This is a genomic window from Cohnella massiliensis, from assembly GCF_900169535.1.
Classification (GTDB): Bacteria; Bacillota; Bacilli; order Paenibacillales; family Paenibacillaceae; genus Cohnella; species Cohnella algarum.
Genome location: NZ_LT821259.1, coordinates 1097801 through 1112318, shown reverse-complemented (window position 1 = coordinate 1112318; position 14518 = coordinate 1097801). Strand labels below are relative to the sequence as shown.

At 49.0% G+C, this 14518-nt stretch carries 12 protein-coding genes and 5 pseudogenes; 9 read left to right on the top strand and 8 right to left on the bottom strand.

Translation table 11 applies throughout. The features are described from left to right. Nucleotides 1-145 precede the first annotated feature (145 nt). Nucleotides 146-1638, bottom strand: a pseudogene (locus B7E11_RS18910) (IS5 family transposase). A 315-nt stretch (nucleotides 1639-1953) separates the two neighbouring features. Here B7E11_RS18910 and B7E11_RS18905 point away from each other — a divergent pair. Continuing rightward, a pseudogene (locus tag B7E11_RS18905) lies at nucleotides 1954-2148 on the top strand (DUF1405 domain-containing protein); the annotation flags it as partial. On the opposite strand, the gene B7E11_RS30370 reads toward B7E11_RS18905, so the two are convergent. Continuing rightward, the gene (locus B7E11_RS30370) at nucleotides 2081-2764 is read right to left on the bottom strand and encodes an urease accessory protein UreH domain-containing protein (RefSeq protein WP_245809853.1); all 684 of its coding nucleotides are present in this window, start codon (nucleotides 2762-2764) and stop codon (nucleotides 2081-2083) included. The pseudogene B7E11_RS18905 and the gene B7E11_RS30370 overlap by 68 nt on opposite strands. A 111-nt stretch (nucleotides 2765-2875) precedes the next feature. Here B7E11_RS30370 and B7E11_RS18895 point away from each other — a divergent pair, with 111 nt between their 5' ends. Both B7E11_RS18895 and B7E11_RS18890 read left to right on the top strand, forming a co-directional pair. Beyond that, entirely contained in the window at nucleotides 2876-3667 is a 792-nt protein-coding gene (locus tag B7E11_RS18895; RefSeq protein ID WP_080837453.1) for a C39 family peptidase, read from the top strand. 107 nt (nucleotides 3668-3774) lie between these two features. Continuing rightward, nucleotides 3775-4668 (top strand): stage II sporulation protein P, encoded by an 894-nt coding sequence (locus B7E11_RS18890; RefSeq protein ID WP_080837451.1) that lies wholly within the window; start codon nucleotides 3775-3777, stop codon nucleotides 4666-4668. An 8-nt stretch (nucleotides 4669-4676) separates the two neighbouring features. On the opposite strand, the gene B7E11_RS18885 is transcribed toward B7E11_RS18890, so the two are convergent. After that, nucleotides 4677-5294 (bottom strand): TVP38/TMEM64 family protein, encoded by a 618-nt coding sequence (locus B7E11_RS18885; protein ID WP_080837448.1) that lies wholly within the window; start codon nucleotides 5292-5294, stop codon nucleotides 4677-4679. Nucleotides 5295-5609: 315 nt separating this feature from the next. Between B7E11_RS18885 and B7E11_RS18880 the strand changes: the two genes are divergently transcribed. Then, the gene (locus B7E11_RS18880) at nucleotides 5610-6824 is read left to right on the top strand and encodes an IS256 family transposase (protein ID WP_080837443.1); all 1215 of its coding nucleotides are present in this window, start codon (nucleotides 5610-5612) and stop codon (nucleotides 6822-6824) included. Nucleotides 6825-6839: 15 nt separating this feature from the next. Here the strand turns inward: B7E11_RS18880 and B7E11_RS18875 are convergent, their stop codons facing one another. Both B7E11_RS18875 and B7E11_RS18870 read right to left on the bottom strand, forming a co-directional pair. Then, nucleotides 6840-7232: a MarR family winged helix-turn-helix transcriptional regulator gene (locus B7E11_RS18875; protein ID WP_080837440.1), complete on the bottom strand. Its 393-nt coding sequence runs from the start codon at nucleotides 7230-7232 to the stop codon at nucleotides 6840-6842. Further along, nucleotides 7229-8044 (bottom strand): N-acyl homoserine lactonase family protein, encoded by an 816-nt coding sequence (locus B7E11_RS18870; protein WP_176220813.1) that lies wholly within the window; start codon nucleotides 8042-8044, stop codon nucleotides 7229-7231. The genes B7E11_RS18875 and B7E11_RS18870 overlap by 4 nt, the downstream gene beginning before the upstream one ends. Before the next feature lie 123 nt (nucleotides 8045-8167). On the opposite strand from B7E11_RS18870, the gene tnpA reads away from it, so the two are divergent. The 3 genes and pseudogenes from tnpA to B7E11_RS30365 form a co-directional block, all read left to right on the top strand. Next, nucleotides 8168-8491 carry an IS66 family insertion sequence element accessory protein TnpA gene (tnpA, locus tag B7E11_RS18865; protein WP_080837434.1) on the top strand — a complete coding sequence of 108 codons (324 nt, stop codon included), beginning with the start codon at nucleotides 8168-8170 and terminating at the stop codon, nucleotides 8489-8491. Then, nucleotides 8485-8838: an IS66 family insertion sequence element accessory protein TnpB gene (gene tnpB, locus B7E11_RS18860; RefSeq protein ID WP_080837431.1), complete on the top strand. Its 354-nt coding sequence runs from the start codon at nucleotides 8485-8487 to the stop codon at nucleotides 8836-8838. Before tnpA ends, tnpB begins: the two co-directional genes overlap by 7 nt. Before the next feature lie 71 nt (nucleotides 8839-8909). Continuing rightward, a pseudogene (locus B7E11_RS30365) lies at nucleotides 8910-9047 on the top strand (hypothetical protein); the annotation flags it as partial. A gap of 30 nt (nucleotides 9048-9077) precedes the next feature. Here B7E11_RS30365 and B7E11_RS18855 read toward each other — a convergent pair. Beyond that, nucleotides 9078-9746, bottom strand: a pseudogene (locus B7E11_RS18855) (IS3 family transposase); the annotation flags it as partial. A 52-nt stretch (nucleotides 9747-9798) separates the two neighbouring features. On the opposite strand from B7E11_RS18855, the gene B7E11_RS29105 reads away from it, so the two are divergent. Next, nucleotides 9799-10939 (top strand): IS630 family transposase gene (locus tag B7E11_RS29105; protein ID WP_139787251.1). Its coding sequence is split into 2 segments (ribosomal slippage): nucleotides 9799-10238 and nucleotides 10237-10939, totalling 1143 coding nucleotides; the frame shifts between segments, so codons are not numbered across the junction. On the opposite strand, the gene B7E11_RS18840 is transcribed toward B7E11_RS29105, so the two are convergent. Next, a complete protein-coding gene (locus tag B7E11_RS18840; RefSeq protein ID WP_080837423.1) occupies nucleotides 10918-11175 on the bottom strand; it encodes a transposase in 258 nt (85 codons plus the stop codon). The two genes, B7E11_RS29105 and B7E11_RS18840, sit on opposite strands and share 22 nt — an antisense overlap. A 65-nt stretch (nucleotides 11176-11240) precedes the next feature. On the opposite strand from B7E11_RS18840, the pseudogene tnpC reads away from it, so the two are divergent. Beyond that, nucleotides 11241-11873, top strand: a pseudogene (gene tnpC, locus B7E11_RS18835) (IS66 family transposase); the annotation flags it as partial. Nucleotides 11874-11984: 111 nt separating this feature from the next. On the opposite strand, the gene B7E11_RS18830 reads toward tnpC, so the two are convergent. After that, complete coding sequence (locus B7E11_RS18830) at nucleotides 11985-14420, bottom strand: heavy metal translocating P-type ATPase (RefSeq protein ID WP_281256513.1); 2436 nt, start codon at nucleotides 14418-14420, stop codon at nucleotides 11985-11987. Nucleotides 14421-14518 lie beyond the last annotated feature (98 nt).

The following is a 14518-nucleotide window of genomic DNA, read 5'->3' as shown; positions in this document are numbered from 1 at the left end:
GAACCGCTCAATTAAACAAAATAGTGCCCATATCGATGGAATGCCGGCAAACAGCGGAACCCAAGGCTCAGATCCGTTCCAGATGAAGTATCTGACCAAATACAATTTCACAAGCATAAGTAGGGCTTGCTGAACGGGTCACATTTTACGGCATCACGGGCAAGCGGAATGCAAGGGTCGACCAGAGCCATTGCAAAAAAGGCAAAAAGAGAACCCGGAGTCTCTTTTCGAGGTTCATGACCAGCAGTTGCAGCCCGATCACGGTCTCGCTCGTCCTCTGAAGACGCGCTCGAATACGGCCAAGCCCATAACTGCGCTTGCCTTCACCGAACTTGCCTTCCACTGCGTTGCGTGCGGCTGCATCTGCCTTCGCGATCTTCTTCTGCTCCTGCTGATCGGCGGACGGACGCCCCAACTGCGGTCCGCTCAGCCGAATTCCCTTCTCCTTGCAGTAGCGCAAGTTGTCGCGTGTGCGATAAATCTGGTCAGCCAGCACCGCTTTGGGATAATAGCCGAACCTGGCGCGGTAGTGTTCCACTGCATCCTGCAGCGTCTGACCTTCGTTGTAGCTGTCCCAAGACAGATACTCCCGGAAGGCATAGCCGTTCACCAGGCTAATCGCCAGCTTCGCGCCGAACTCGACGTTCGCCCGAGCTTTGCCACGCACGATCGGCCTCACGTGCGGCTGTGCGATACTGACAATCCGATCGGGTACGCTATGCGTTCGCTTGTCGTACATCGCTTGCTGCTGGCGATAGAGCTCTTGAATGACCAGCAGCTCCTTGTACATGCGACGCGGCAGTTGCGTCAGGCCGCCCGTCGTCTCGGCGAGTTCGGCGATGATGCGCAGATCACGGGAGACGAACCGCAACTGCTTGCCGATGGCTTTGCGCATCGTGCGCGGCTTCACGCGCCGCTGCTTGGCAATCGCCAGATAGGCTTTGCGGGAACGCTCTCGGTATGTTCTTGGCTTGCGAGTCTTTCCGCGCTGCGGTTCATGCAGAATGTCGATCATTTTCTCCAGCTTTTCTCTGGCCTGATTCAGAAGAGACAGATCTGTCGGGTAGGCGATGTCCGCCGGCGCGCAGGTGGCGTCCAGCAACAGTTCACCCTCGTTCGTCAGTTCCATCTGCCGAAGTTGCGGTTCTGCGGACTCGTCCGATGCTGCGGCCGCTCCGTTGCCGGGCTCATCGTCGTCATTGTCCGATGAATCATTCGCTTCACTCGACTTACGCGCTTCTTCCAGAGCGATCCATTCATTGACTTCATCGAGGATCTCGCCGCCCAGCCGCTTGCGGAAGTGTGTCATGAGCGAATGGTGAAACGGACGGCGGTACTGGTATTCGGGCAGACCGAGGAAGTACTGCAGATACGGGTTCTCCAGAATCTGACGAAGCGTCTCACGATCATCGGTGCCCAGCCGCTCTGGATGATTAGGGCGCCGAGTGCGACACGGATCGATACAGCCTTCTGACCCTTGAGGCTCTTTTTAAAGTTCTTCGCATACTTCTCTTCGAGTTTCCACCACGGAATCATTTGGGCGAGCAACACCCAGCGGTTATCTTCTGCGAGTTTCCCGCCGAACGGCAAAAAGAAGTCGCCTGGCAGGATCATCTGGCTCTCGGTTCGCTGATACAATTCGGACGCCTCCATGTGCAAGGTTTTTCGCGGGTAAGTCCCTGTTTTCCTTGCACTTGAATTCGACAAAAGAGGTCCTAAACCCTTGTGGCTGTTGGACTTTTGATTCGTTCAGCAAGCCCTAAGTACTGTAAATACAACAAATGGTTTGAAAACTGCCGATCCGATCCATCTTCTGTCAAACATTTTCTTTGTTCGTCCTTCCTGTGCTGATTCTTGTATTAAGGGGCTTCTTGTGATAAACTGAAAAGACCTATTTATTACTACAAATTGTAGTTTAAATGAACTATGAAATCAATTCATGAGGTACGCGATATGACAACCTGGTTGCATCTATTACGACAGAAGTGGTTTATGGTCATCCTTCTGATTGTCAACCTTTTCGGTACCGTTTACGGATATTGGTGGTACGGGGGGCAACTTCGGGAAACCCCCGCCCGTTTTATTCTTTTTGTTCCTGACAGTCCAACGGCGAGTTTATTTTTTGTATTTGTGCTCTTTGCATTTTTACAATCGCAAAAAATATCAGTAAGGGAAACGCCGTTCCGATGGCGAACACGGACGGCAAGATGAGTCCGTACGAGGACTGGATGGCCACCGGCATCAGCCAACCGAAAAACAGCAATACCATGGTAGGACAGAAGCCAAGCGAGAAGGCTACTCCCATTAAATATGCTCCGCCTCTTCCACCTGCTTGTTCAGATATTTTCTGAACGGCGGATGAAAGCCCAAATCCGAAAGATAACCGTCTAAACTTCAGAACTCCTAGAAAAAACAAGCCCATTAGAATAAATAAGGGACCGACCAATTTTCTGGCGTAGACAAAGACGGGAATCGAATCCGTCGAAATGCCCTGCCCGAAGATCCAAAATAGCAATCCGAAAGCGGAGTAGACCGTCATTTTCCCAATTAAATATAAAAGAAGCTCAATCCCTGCCAATTTATCGTTCAAATATTTGTTGCCAAAGTAAGTAATGCTTCCTAAGTTGGCGGTCAATTGACAAGGCGCGACCGAACCGGCAAATCCGAAAAATAGCGCCGCAAGAAAAGCAATCTTGGAGCCAATTGCGATATCGGCAAATGGAATACTTAATACTCTGCTGATTTCACTAAAAAAAGCGTACATCATCTTCAGTTCACCTTCCCAATAGTCACTTGATCATCGCAAACTACTACATTATGTAGTTAATCAGACTAAAAAACAATAGGTCTTTAATAAGGAAGGATTGATGCCACTATGAGGAAAACGTTGTTCGTCATAAACCTGCTGATGTTGGCTGCAATCCTTTCTATTCTTGCTTTAATGGCCTATGGAAAGAAAAATCTTGCTAAAGACTCCACAGTACAAGCAGCAACTGTTGCCGGGAAATCCGTCCCGCAACCTTCTATAGCCAATACTGGTCAAATGATTAAACCTAAACCAAAAAAATCGTCAACTCTTTTATCCGCTCCGCTGATTAAGCAGTTGCCCGAGTTGAGAAATGGATGCGAAATTACAGCGCTGACCATGTTGCTGCAATACGATGGTTTGAACATAGATAAAATGAAATTGGCAACGAAGCTGATTCGCGACAGTACCCCTATTCAATACGGACAGCACAGAAAAATATTGGCATGGGGTGATCCTGACAAGGGATTTGTTGGCGATATTACTGGCAAGACCATTGGATATGGCGTTTACCATAAGCCTCTCTATCAATTGTTGAAGACATACATAGAAACGGCAATCGATTTAAGCGGAAGCTCCTTAAATGAATTGGAACAACAACTATCTGACGGTTTTCCGGTCGTCGTATGGACGACCGTTAGTTATACAGCACCGGCTGATAAAGATTGGGTTACGTGGAAGTCACCGACCGGCACGGTCAAAGCAACTTTTAAAGAACATAGCGTATTGTTGGTCGGGTACGATAAAGATCATGTATATCTAAATGACCCGCTGAGCGGCAAAAAACAAGTGAAAGTCGAGAAAAGCACGTTTCTGTCTGGTTGGACAGCCCTTGGGAAACAAGCGATCTCTTACGAATAGACTGCTTGGAATTTTGTCTGCCCCCGCTCTAATAGACTCAGTTCTATTTTTTCTACCTGTCTCATACAGATTGATAGACAAAAGTGGGCAAGGGGGATTCCAAAAACATGAATCGCATCTCATTTCATAGAGGGTTATTTCTTGTTGTTTTTGCAGCATCTTTCTTTTCCACCATTCTTGTTTTCTCAATTAATCATCATGCTTCCATTCCAATGGCCAAAGCGTCAGGGATTTCCGTTTCTATCGTTCCAGCCGAAGGTTCTCCTATCGACGGAAAGGAATCCTTCGCTCCAAAGAATGAAGAAGTGAAAGTGGAATTAGCAAAGAACATTTCGACTTCTATTTCCAATCCGGCTATTTTCATCTACCATACTCATAACCGGGAGTCGTGGCTGCCCGAATTAGCAAATATTCAAAATGCGGATCAGGCATTCGACCCTAACATTAACGTTACGCTGCTAGGAACAAGGTTAGCGGAAAATCTAAAAAAATACGGGATCGAAGTCGTTCACTCCACTGAAGATTACGTTAGCGAAGTGAAAAGCTTCAATTATGCCCAATCTTATCAGTATTCAAAATTAAGTGTAAAAGAGGCTATGACTCGCAACAATGGAATTCGATTTCTCTTCGACCTTCATCGCGACTCCCAACCCCGGGAAGAGACGACAGTTACATTCAACAATCGAAACTATGCGCAAGTTTATTTTGTTATCGGTACAAACAATCCCAATTGGAAACAAAATATGAAGTTTGCCGAGCAGCTGCAAGAAGGTTTAAACACCCTTGTACCCCAACTTTCGAAAGGGATCTATCGCAAAGATAAATCAAGCGGGAACGGTGAATACAATCAGTCCTTCTCTGGAACCAGCGCATTGATTGAAATTGGCGGAGTGGGCAATACGCTGGAAGAAAGTTATCGCACGATCGATCTATTATCAAAGGTCATTCGTCAAGTGTGGAAAGAAAACACGGAGCAACCTTTACTGGCATCGAATCTATAAAACATTTGTTACTTTCTTACATGCTGATAAACACCGTAAACCACTACTAAAAAAAGAACATAACCCCCTGCTATGGTCAGTATCACTTTGAGGTTGGTATCCTGAATGAATTGATCGCCTAATAACGTTACCATGACCAGAAAAGGAATTTTTCCGGTTACTGTGGCGAGAAGGTATGGAATCCAGGAAATTCGAGTAATCGCCGCAAAAATGTTTACAGCTTGTGTGGGTACAATCGGTAGTAAACGAGCAAATAAAATGGCCATAAAGGCGTTTCGTTCAGCAAATGCTGCGAGCTGCCGAATGCCGTTCACCTTGGCTGCTCTAGATCTCCCTTCTTCCGTGAAAACATGCCGAATTAACCAGAACAGGATCAGCGATGCACTAACCGAGATGGCCACGTTTAGAAGACTGCCGGCTAAAGGGCCATATTTTGCGCCAAAAGCGGCTGCAACGATGCCATACGGAATTGCAGGTACAATGGCAACAATAAGTCCAATCAGCACAATGAATGCATCTTGGTATCCCAATGTGTTCGATTCCATCCATCGGATGAGCGGAGTTCGGAAACCGAGCATTAATCCTGCAGCGAGAATGTAACTCGCGATAAAACCTGCCTTTTTCAAGTTCTTCTTCCACCGCCCCGGATATTTACTACTGATTGTAGTATATAGATATGATAATATCCAGCGGGTACGCCAGAGTATGTTGTTACTCTTCTAATATCTTTCTTTTGGATAATTTTTCTCCAATGTGATGACGTTTCAAAATCACTTTTAATGTCGTGTAAAGCTCGTTCAAATATTTATCCGGTATTTGACTGAGTTGAGTCCATATAATTGTGTAAAATGGTAGACTTCCAAGAACAAAGGGAGCCATAGTCAAATCCCTCAGTTAGAATGATGGTGTCGATGCAACATTCAACAGGAGGAGAATTTGATATGGCTCAATACCAGATTAACTTAGATTCTCAGCTTTTGCATCAACTTTTCTTGGGAAATGCGCAAGATGCCGGTGTCGCAAAGTTGCTGGAATCGGTACTGAACCAAATCTTACAAGCGCAGGTGACCGAACAATTGGATGCGCAGCGTTATGAACGTACTGAACATCGGCGAGGTTATCGCAATGGCACCTATCCCCATCAACTACATACGCGCATCGGCACCATCACGTTGAGTGTACCGCGCATCCGTGGCGGCAAGTTTACGACGGAACTGTTTGCCCGTTACCAGCGCAGCGAACAAGCCTTAATCCTCACCATGATGGAAATGGTCGTTAACGGTGTCTCCACACGAAAAGTCTCTGAGGTCACCGAGGAGCTGTGCGGTACAGAGTTCTCGAAATCGACCGTTTCCGATCTATGCAAACGGCTGGATCCCATTGTGACAGCTTGGAACAACCGTCCGTTGTCGGACAGCCCATTTCCTTTTGTGCTGGTTGATGCACTCTACTTGAAAGTCCGGGAGGAAGGCCGTGTGCGATCCCGCGGCGTCATGCTCGGGATTGGTATCCATACCGACGGACATCGCGAAGTATTAGGCCTCATGCTGGGTGATACCGAGTCTGAAGAAAGCTGGACGGAATTCTTTAGCTGGCTGAAAACACGCGGCCTTCGGGGTGTAGACCTCATTGTCTCCGATGACCACGGCGGCCTGGTACGTTCCATCCGTAAACAGCTGCAAGGTGTGACCTGGCAACGCTGCCAGACTCACTTTATGCGCAATATCTTGGATGCTTCACCCAAAGACCTGAAAGAAGAGATTCATGCGCATGTGAGAGCGATTCTGGAAGCACCAGATCCACAAACTGCTCGTATGCTGCTTAATCAAACAATTGCCGCATACGGTGAGAAAGCGTCTAAGGCGATGCGGATTTTGGAAGCTGGTTTTGATGATGCTACTGCGGTACTGAGCTTGCCTGAAAAGTACCGTAAACGCCTTCGCACCACGAACAGCGTGGAACGCTTGAACGAAGAAATCCGCCGCCGGGAACGAGTAATTCGCATCTTCCCGAACCGGGAGTCCGTCATCCGGTTGATTGGCGCTTTGCTCATGGAACAGGATGAGAAATGGGCTGCCGGTAAGAAATATCTCGATATGGCCGAGTATCACGAATGGCGTGAGAACAGGCCGAAAACGACTGCCAAAGTGACATGAATTATGTAACACAATCTAACTGAGGGAATTTACACATAAATTTGGACTTGATCTTTGACTGGAAAGGGACTGATAAAATAACGATTCGGCTTCCTTGATTTCTACTGCTTTTTGTTTCCCTTTCTCGCTTAGTAAAAGGGTTACGGTTCGGCGATCGGAATCGGAGGTCGATCGAATAACATATTGATCTCTAACGAGAGCATCAACAAGTCTTGAAGGACTTCCACCTTCACATATCAATAACGCCCCAAGTTCTTTTAGAGAAAGTGGTCCAAATTCGCCAATAACCCGAATCGCTTCCGCTTGGGAGCCTGTAACGCCCACTGACTTCAAAATACTCTGGAATTGCCGGCCCCCTTCTCTTTCCATAGCCAGAATCATATATCGAATAGCTTCCAATTTCTTCATCGATCATCATTTCCTTTACTCAGTAAAACATTGGCCATCGGATCATGAACTGCCACCACAGGTGCAAAATGATGCATTCCGGACCATGTCTTCAGCTTTTTAATAGTTTGTAACGATAATGCAGGATGGGAAGCAATGCCATCAACAATACTACCATTTAAATGGTGCTGACTTAAAACTGCATCTCCCGCAAGACAAATCGGCCTGTCCTTATAAACAAGAAGCGACTGATGTCCTCTCGTATGTCCTGGGGTCGGAACCAAAATCATGGACTGGTCTTCAAAAAGATCGAATCCTGTCTCAAAAACACCTGCACCTTTTATCGGGGTAAAATCAATGAGATTATATTTAAAGTTCGGATAGTCAAAGTGTTCTTTATGATAACCGCCAAAAAAAGAAGCGCCGAACCGATGTGCGTCTCTCCATTCTCGTCTCGTGACGAAAAACGTGGCATGGGGAAAAAGGTGAACTCCTCCGATATGATCCGTATGTAAATGACTCAAAATGACGTATTTGATATCTTCGATTTTGAACCCCAATTCAACGATCCGTCTATCAATAGCATCCTCAGGCTTCACATCGTATTCAACAGTATTGGGAGTCCACCATGGAACGTAAGAAGGGTCATGGCAACGCGGATTCTCACCCGTATCGAACAGAACCAGTCCGTTTGAATGTTCAATTAAGAACGCATGGATCGGAATGGTGGTAGCCCAAGACTGTGAATAAAATACCCACAAACGGTTTTTCGAACCTTCAAAATGTTCTTTATGAACGCGCACTCGTCCAACTTCAATGGCATGAATCCTCATAATAAACCTCCCCTTAAAAAAATAGCCTCTCGGCATTCGCCGAGGCAGATGGCGCAAGGAAACCCTTGTCCCATCTGCCTCGGCGAATGCCGAGAGGCTATTCAAATCAGGGGAGGATTTTTCATGTCCAGAGAAGATGTACAAAAGAAATGGGAAGCACGCATCGCCGCTTTCCGTTCCAGCGGAGAAAAAGCAACAAGGTGGTGCAAAACCAATCAAGTGGATCGTCGTCAGCTCTACGCTTGGATGAAAAGACTGAGCGGATCATCCGCTGCTGCGGCAGCCAAACCAACCACCTTTATAAATGCTAAGGTTGCTCCCGAAACAGGGCCGGAGCAGCCCGCCTGCCTTCGAATCAGGCTTGGTGCAGCCGTTATTGAAGTTGACACCGGATTTAATCCCGCTTTGCTCCGCGATGTGGTGCAAGCTCTCGAGGCCGTATGCTAAGCGAGTTGACCGCCCGGCAAGTGTATCTGGCTTGCGGCAGCACGGATTTGCGCAAATCCATCGACGGACTTGCCGCTCTCGTCCAGGAAGGGCTTGGGCTGAATCCGTTCTCCCCTTGTTTGTTCGTCTTTTGCAACCGCGAGCGCAACAAGTTAAAGATCCTGTATTGGGAGCACAACGGCTTCTGGCTGTTTTACCGCAGACTTGAGCGCGGCACGTTTCAGTGGCCCAAGGATCATGGCGATCCGGTCACGGTTACTACACGCGAGCTCCGTTGGCTATTGGACGGACTTTCGCTCAGTCAGCGGCAAGCTCATCCGAAAGTGACCGCCGCTACAGTCATTTAGCAATGTATTCTTTACTTGATTCGACATATATACCGGCAGGCATCGCCTCCATCGTGACGAAAATATAACGTATGGAAAATCGAGCGGACACCCCAACAATTGAAGCACTCCAGCAGCAGATTGCCGAACTATCCGCCAAGCTCAAATGGTACGAGGAACAGTTCCGCTTGGCGCTGCACAAGCGCTTCGGCGCTTCCAGCGAGCAGACGCACCCGGACCAGATGGACCAGGTAGGCCGCGTTGGTAAAATGCGTGCCCTGATCACTATTGATGATTTCCGGCTTGCCATAACGAAAGGCGCGTTTCAGGCAGGTCAAAACAAAGCCCGTCTCCAAGGTGCTGGACAACTCGTAATCGATCACTTTCCGGCTGAACCAATCGAGGATGTTGAACAGATACATGAATCCTTTGCCCATCCGGATGTACGTCAGATCCACACCCCACACTTGATTCGGCCGATCGATGACGAGTCCGCGCAACAGATACGGCCTGCAGTATTTGGCATGCAGCAGCTTGCTCAGGTTCGGCTTCGGATAGATCGCTTCCAAGCCCATGAGCCGCATCAGACGTCGTATCCGTTTCGGATTGACCGCTAACCCTTGCTCACGCAAGACCGCGGTCATACGCCGATATCCGTAGGGATGCTTCGTGTATATCTCATCGATTCGATGCATGAGGCGAATGTTGTCTTCCGCGCTCCTTCGCTGTTGCGCGCGCTCCCGGTACACACTCGTGCGATGGACACTCAGCAATTCCGCCTGACGCTTCACGCTGATGCTCGGATGATTCCGTTCCATCATCGCTTGCCGGGCTTGTAGCGATTCATTTAAGGCCAGATTTTTTTTGAGCCAGTCCACCTCTACCGTGAGTTGGCCGACCAGCTTCTCTAGTGGTCTCTCAAATCTAATAGTATAGGTTGGATGAATATGGTATAGTTATGCCAAAAAGAGGAATCTATAAATGCATCCGATTAAAAACCCTATTCGCCTAACCGTGGAAGAACAAGCAAGCTTACGAGCTTTCGTCTCCAAAGGTAAATCATCCGCTCGTGCCATCAGACGAGCCCAGATCCTGCTGGCTGCCGATGAAAACAGACCGGACGGTCCATTAAAAGAACTGGAGATTGCAGAGCGTACCCAAGTTCATGTCAACACGATCCGTGCCGTTCGAAAAGCCTATGCGGAACAAGGCTGGGAAAGCGCCATCGGCAGGAAAAAACGCGTCACACCTCCGATCGCGCCAAAGGTAACCGGTGGGGTCGAGGCGAAAATCATCGCCCTTAGTTGCAGCACGCCGCCGAGTGGCAGGAGCAGATGGACATTGGAACTACTGGCCGATCGGGCGGTCGAACTGAAATACATCGATAGCATCTCTCACGAGACCGTCAGTCAGGTCTTAAAAAAACGAACTCAAACCCCATCTTCGTAAATGCTGGTGTATCCCTCCTGAGCAGAATGCGGCGTTTGTCGCGGCAATGGAGGATGTACTGGATGCCTATCAGTTGCCTTACGACGCCGACTGTCCCGTCATTTGTATGGACGAAAAACCTTATCAATTGCTCGATGAGGCCAGAGAACCGATTCCGATGAAACCGGCCAAGCCCCTGCGGGAAGACAGCGAGTACATCCGTCATGGAACCTGCAGCATTTTCATCTTCACGGAACCGTTAGCGGGCTGGCGTCATGTTGCGGTGCGCGAACAGCGAACCCGGGTCGACTGGGCGGAGCAAGTCCGGGAACTGCTGGACGTTCATTATCCTAACGTTCCGAAAATCAAATTGGTCATGGACAATTTAAACACCCATTCCATCGCTTCGCTCTACCAGGCGTTCGAGCCTGAAACCGCCCGCCGCTTGGCCAAACGATTGAAGATTCATTACACGCCCAAGCACGGCAGTTGGCTGAATATCGCGGAGATTGAACTCAGCGTGATGACGAGTCAATGTCTAGGACGACGCATCCCTTCCATCTCCGAATTGGCTCATGAACTGTCGGCATGGGAGCGTACCCGAAACCAAAGCCAAAAGGGCGTGGACTGGCAGTTCACTACCGACGAAGCAAGAATCAAACTAAAACGCCTTTACCCACAATTTAAGGATTGATGGGGTACTAGATGCTCTTGTTTGCTTTCGTATTCTTTCTTCAGTTTGTCCGTTTCACTGGCTTTCTTGTCAAACACCGTTGAGGCTCTCTCCAAAAATTCCGCTTTCCACCGGCTGATCATCACCGGATTGAGCTCGTACTTGGCGGCGATTTCGTTCACGGTCTGCATCTCCCGCAGCACTTCAAGAACGACCTTCGTCTTAAATTCTGAGGTAGATCGATTTCGCTTCTCCATGAGTCCATTATAACTTATTTTTCACTCCCTTGTGTCTCAGCTTATGGGAGCATTATAATCCGGGCTACCATAAAGTCGCCGGTGCAACGTTAGTCGGATGCTGGGCGCATGCAAGACGCAAATACGACGAGGCGCTGAAAGCAGCGCCGCAGGCGAAGGGGCAATCGGAAACAGTGGCTGGTCAGGGACTGGCATACTGCAACGCGCTCTTTGCCATCGAACGCGATCTAAAGGATGCTGCGCCGGAAGAACGCCATGCCGAGCGCCAGAAGCGAAGTCTTCCGGTAGTGGAGGCTTATTCGGCGTGGCTTCGCCAGCAGCGATCCCGAACGCTGTCGAAAAGCCTGCTCGGACAAGCAATCGCCTACAGCTTGAACCAGTGGGAGAAGCTGACCGCGTTCCTGAAGGATGGACGGCTCGAGATCGATAACAACCGCAGCGAGCGGTCGATTAAACCGTTCGTGATCGGGAGGAAGAACTGGTTGTTCGCCAATACGCCGCGAGGCGCAAAAGCGAGCGCCGCAATCTACAGCGTCATCGAGACGGCAAAGGAAAACGGACTGCATCCGTTTCAGTACTTGAAATACCTGTTCGAACAGTTGCCTCAACTGCCGGATTCCCAAGATCTCGAGGCGTTGGAGCCGTTTTTGCCGTGGTCTTCATCGCTGCCGCTGACTTGCCACGTATTTTCATCATGAAATAAACATATTTCTGCCCCCACTGCATTTACAGGTGGGGGCTATTTGACGCTTACCTTTCTCCCATGGCCTTACTCCTTTAATGGTAATAAAGCGTCAATTCGAGCACCATTAATGGCGCACTTTAACCCGTTGCAGTCGAAGCGCATTGAGAACGACGGAAACCGAACTTAACGCCATTGCCGCTCCAGCCACCCAAGGTGCCAACAAACCGATCGCGGCGATCGGAATGCCCAACGTGTTATAACCAAGCGCCCAGAACAGATTTTGGCGGATATTACTCATCGTTTTGCGACTCATGTAAATGGCATCCGGAATGCTCGAGAGATCGCCGCGCATGAGCGTCACGTCCGCCGCTTCCATCGCGACATCCGTTCCCGTGCCGATCGCCATGCCGATGTCTGCGGTTGCCAATGCCGGCGCATCGTTGATTCCGTCTCCCACCATGGCGACTTTCTTGCCTTGCGCTTGCAGCTTCTTCACTTCTTCCGCTTTGCCTTCCGGAAGGACTTCGGCCCGTACATGATCGATCCCGACCTGGGCGGCGATGGCTTTGGCCGTCCGTTCGTTGTCACCGGTGATCATAATGACCTGAATTCCCATTTCCTTCAGCCGACTGACGGCAGCTTTCGAAGTTTCCTTGATCGTATCGGCTACCGCCACCAAGCCAGCGTACTTGCCATTGATCGCAACAAGCATGGCCGTCTTCCCTGCTTCCTCCAGGCGTGCCATCGTTTCGTAAGCCGCACCGGCATCGACTGCAAATTTCTCCATCAACCTACGGGTGCCGATGAGCAGCTGCTTTCCTTCGACGGAAGCTTGGATGCCATAACCCGGTATGGCCTCGAAGGCTTCCGTCCTCGGCAATTCGATATTTCTCTCCTTGATGCCGGCAACAATGGCTTCCGCGAGTGGATGTTCTGAATTTATCTCCGCCACACCCACGAACCGGAGAAATTCGGATTCGTCACCTTCCGCTATCACGTCGGTAAGCTCAGGCTTCCCTTTCGTTACCGTGCCTGTTTTGTCCAAAATGATCGTATCAATCTTGTGGGTTTGTTCCAGATGCTCGCCGCCTTTGAACAGAATGCCGAATTCGGCAGCACGTCCGGAGCCGGCCATGATCGAAGTCGGTGTCGCCAAACCGAGCGCGCAAGGACATGCGATGACGAGAACTGCAATCGCTTTTTCCAGAGACCCAGCGAAATCTCCGGGTGTCACCAGGAAGTACCAGATTAAAAAGGCAATAATCGCAATGCCCACAACAATCGGAACGAAAATGCCGGAGATCTGATCCGCGACCCGTTGGATCGGCGCTTTGGATCCTTGGGCCTCTTCAACGACTTTTACGATTTGCGCAAGCGCTGTTTCTTTTCCAACCTTCGTTGCACGAATGCGAAGCATGCCGTTTTTATTGACCGTGGCCCCAATGACCGCATCGCCGACTCTTTTCTCAACGGGAAGGCTTTCACCGGTCAGCATCGATTCATCGACCGAAGACTCCCCTTCCATCACTTGTCCGTCCACCGGAACTTTATCCCCGGGACGAACCAGCACGATATCACCGACCAATACTTCATCCACCGGAAGTGTCAGTTCCTGACCGTCCCGGACAACTAAGGCTGTTCTGGCTTGCAATCCCATTAAAGACTTAATGGCTTCTGATGTACGGCCTTTCGCAAGAGCTTCAAACAATTTGCCCATCACGACCAACGTGATCAAGATTGCGCTCGTCTCATAATACAAGGATGGCTCGTGATGCATGGGACTTCTGTTTAAGTACCAATCCAACGTTAAATAGAAGCTGTAGAAATAAGCGGCGGACGTACCGAGTGAGACAAGGACATCCATATTGGCGCTTCCGTTACGGAGTGCTTTATAAGCTCCCACGTAGAAATGCCGGCCGATATAAAATTGTACCGGAGTCGCCAGAATCCATTGAAACCACGGATTCATAAATAATTCCGGCGTATAGATCCAGGATGTGAAGGAAAAATGCCCAACCATAGTCCACAAAAGCGGGAATGAAAGGATTGCTGAGATGAGCAATTTCCTTCTTTGATAACGGACTTCTTTCTCCCGGTGATCGCCCGTCGCTTCGTTTTCCTGTTTCAAGATCGCTTTATAGCCAAGTTGCTCGACCTTTTTTTTCATATCGGCGACGGACACATCGCCGGGCGAATATTCCACTCGAGCCGTTTCCAAAGCAAAGTTAACAGTGGCATTCGTCACGCCAGGCATTTTGCTTAGACCTTTCTCGATCCGGTTCGCGCATGCTGCGCATGTCATGCCCTCGAGTTGAAAATCGACAATCTCTTTCGCCGTATCATAACCCAATTTTCGGATCGTCTGTTCCATATGATCGACGTTTACTTTTTTCGGATTATAAATGATACTGGCCTTTTCCAATGCAAAATTCACATTTGCAGAGGTAACGCCATCCATCTTGCTTAAACCTTTCTCGATTCGATTGGCACACGCCGCGCATGTCATGCCGGTAATTTGTAAAGTCGCTTGCTTATTTTCACTTGCTGATGCCGTGTCCACAACCATCACCTCAACTTGGAAGAAATCATAATTTTTATGTTATAGCCGTTCCCATATTTTGTTCTGGCTATCATTACAATACCCCTGTACCCTATATA

What these genes read in the sequence shown, in the direction of transcription:
- B7E11_RS30370 (WP_245809853.1), bottom strand. Translation starts at nt 2,764, where the DNA reads ATGTACGCTTTTTTTAGTGAAATCAGCAGAGTATTAAGTATTCCATTT.
- B7E11_RS18895 (WP_080837453.1), top strand. Translation starts at nt 2,876, where the DNA reads ATGAGGAAAACGTTGTTCGTCATAAACCTGCTGATGTTGGCTGCAATC.
- B7E11_RS18870 (WP_176220813.1), bottom strand. Translation starts at nt 8,044, where the DNA reads ATGAGGATTCATGCCATTGAAGTTGGACGAGTGCGCGTTCATAAAGAA.
- B7E11_RS18890 (WP_080837451.1), top strand. Translation starts at nt 3,775, where the DNA reads ATGAATCGCATCTCATTTCATAGAGGGTTATTTCTTGTTGTTTTTGCA.
- B7E11_RS18880 (WP_080837443.1), top strand. Translation starts at nt 5,610, where the DNA reads ATGGCTCAATACCAGATTAACTTAGATTCTCAGCTTTTGCATCAACTT.
- B7E11_RS18875 (WP_080837440.1), bottom strand. Translation starts at nt 7,232, where the DNA reads ATGAAGAAATTGGAAGCTATTCGATATATGATTCTGGCTATGGAAAGA.
- B7E11_RS18840 (WP_080837423.1), bottom strand. Translation starts at nt 11,175, where the DNA reads ATGGAGAAGCGAAATCGATCTACCTCAGAATTTAAGACGAAGGTCGTT.
- tnpB (WP_080837431.1), top strand. Translation starts at nt 8,485, where the DNA reads ATGCTAAGCGAGTTGACCGCCCGGCAAGTGTATCTGGCTTGCGGCAGC.
- tnpA (WP_080837434.1), top strand. Translation starts at nt 8,168, where the DNA reads ATGTCCAGAGAAGATGTACAAAAGAAATGGGAAGCACGCATCGCCGCT.